The organism is Sphingomonas cynarae (assembly GCF_039537815.1).
In the GTDB taxonomy this organism is placed as follows: domain Bacteria; phylum Pseudomonadota; class Alphaproteobacteria; order Sphingomonadales; family Sphingomonadaceae; genus Sphingomonas; species Sphingomonas cynarae.
In genome coordinates this window covers 1-1,585 of record NZ_BAABBF010000021.1, presented here as the reverse complement: position 1 = coordinate 1,585, position 1,585 = coordinate 1, and the positions used below count along the sequence as shown (strand labels likewise).

Below are 1,585 nucleotides of genomic sequence, written 5' to 3'. Positions count from 1 at the left end.
CCGGCGGCGTTCGCCGCCGAACTCGAACAGCAACGGGCGGGGTTAACCCCGCCCGTTGCTTCACCTGCGCTCATGCGCGACAACACCGGTCGGTCTCTGGTTGCCGCTGGACGAAAGGCGGGGGTCACGTCATCGGTAACTCCACGAACTCCGGCATCGATATCTCCGCATAGTCGGACAGCGCTCATGGTGTTGAACCATTCCAGCCTATCGAGGAGTCTGTAAGTGACGTCATTCGAGACGGTGCCCGCGTGCATCGCATCAATCATCGCTGCCGAAATGGACGGGCAGACCAAAGCCTACGAACTGGCGTCACGGAAAACGCTGATCCGCCGCGTCCATCAGGTGACGGGCATACGGCTCGATGTGACCACAGCTGATAAAACGTTGTGACCACTCCTGATTCAGCATTAGGTCTAGAAAAACAACGTGACCGAGGTCATAGTTTGCGCGGCTAGCATGGGGCCATGCAACCGGATACAAACGGTTAGTCAAGAGGCGTGCCGGTGAGGCAGAATTGTGTCTCGTTGCAGCGGGACTGGGCTTGATCACCGCTACACGGGCGCGGAAAGGTATAGTCGCCACTAGTCGAAGCTAATGACCTCGACTGGCTTGGCATCTTGTCACCCCGCGTTTAAGTAGCGAGGTCGGTAGTATCAGGCAGCGCGAGCGATACGCTCGATGACACCCGTATCGTTGGCAGCCACGATGGTTACCGCCGGGGCAGCCGCTTGATTAGCCATAGCGCGCAGGCGCAGGATGAGCGTGATCAGGGTGAACATATGAGCCTCGAATTTCAGATTGCTGCATCGCAGCATACTCATACCAAATGGCGTCACTGGTCATTTGCGGCAAACGCAACCGGGTCAATCGTGATTGCAGGAATCGAATGCGCCTCGAGGCATGTCGGGTCGAAGCAGGATGCCTGAGATGACGTACAGACTACCCCGCACCGCACGAGCCTATATCCCTGCCGGGATCGACATCGTCAGGGCCGAGCGCATGTCGCCAGCTTTCACCAAATATCATCTGAGCGACGGCCAAGCACTTCACCGATTCCGCCGGGAAGAACCGCACGCCAATCCGCACGATCACCCGTGGCCGTTCGAAACGAAAATCCTCGCGGGCGGCTATGTCGACGAAGTGTTCCACGTCGCGCCTGATGGTACGTGGCGCAGCGAGTATGTCGAACGCCTTCCCGGCACGGTGCATCTCGTCACGGCAACGCACATCCACCGGATCGTCGGCCTGCCGCATGGTGAATGTTGGACGATCGTGAAAGCAGGTCGCCATCGGCGGCAAACTCGCTTCTGGCGGTTCGGCGACATCGTCCAGTCGCGGGTATGGAACAAGCGGAACTGGGTTAATCATGCCGGCTGCGAGTGAGATGCATTTCTCTGCGGGCGTCGAACAACGCCGACGTCGGGATGACAAACATGACCACATTCGCCTGTTTCCCGGCAGCAGGTGTGAAGCGTCCCGGGTTTCCCGGAGGCTCCCACTTGTGAGTAGGAGCATTGGAAATGAGCAAGACGACGAACAAGTTTTCACGCGAGGTCCGCGAACGCGCGGTCCGGATGGTGAG

Annotated in this window: 4 protein-coding genes; 2 read left to right on the top strand and 2 right to left on the bottom strand. The window is 58.8% G+C overall.

Going from position 1 to position 1,585, the window contains the following annotated elements:
* The first annotated feature begins 225 nt into the window (after window positions 1-225).
* Entirely contained in the window at window positions 226-393 is a 168-nt protein-coding gene (locus tag ABD719_RS18610) for a hypothetical protein (protein WP_344694861.1), read from the top strand.
* 263 nt (window positions 394-656) lie between these two features.
* On the opposite strand, the gene ABD719_RS18605 is transcribed toward ABD719_RS18610, so the two are convergent.
* Window positions 657-782, bottom strand: a complete 126-nt coding sequence (locus ABD719_RS18605) for a hypothetical protein (protein ID WP_344694860.1) — start codon at window positions 780-782, stop codon at window positions 657-659.
* Window positions 783-921: 139 nt separating this feature from the next.
* Between ABD719_RS18605 and ABD719_RS18600 the strand changes: the two genes are divergently transcribed.
* Window positions 922-1,386, top strand: a complete 465-nt coding sequence (locus ABD719_RS18600; RefSeq protein ID WP_344694859.1) for a hypothetical protein — start codon at window positions 922-924, stop codon at window positions 1,384-1,386.
* On the opposite strand, the gene ABD719_RS18595 is transcribed toward ABD719_RS18600, so the two are convergent.
* A partial coding sequence (locus ABD719_RS18595) for a hypothetical protein (protein ID WP_344694858.1) occupies window positions 1,364-1,585 on the bottom strand: 222 nt, incomplete at its 5' end. The two genes, ABD719_RS18600 and ABD719_RS18595, sit on opposite strands and share 23 nt — an antisense overlap.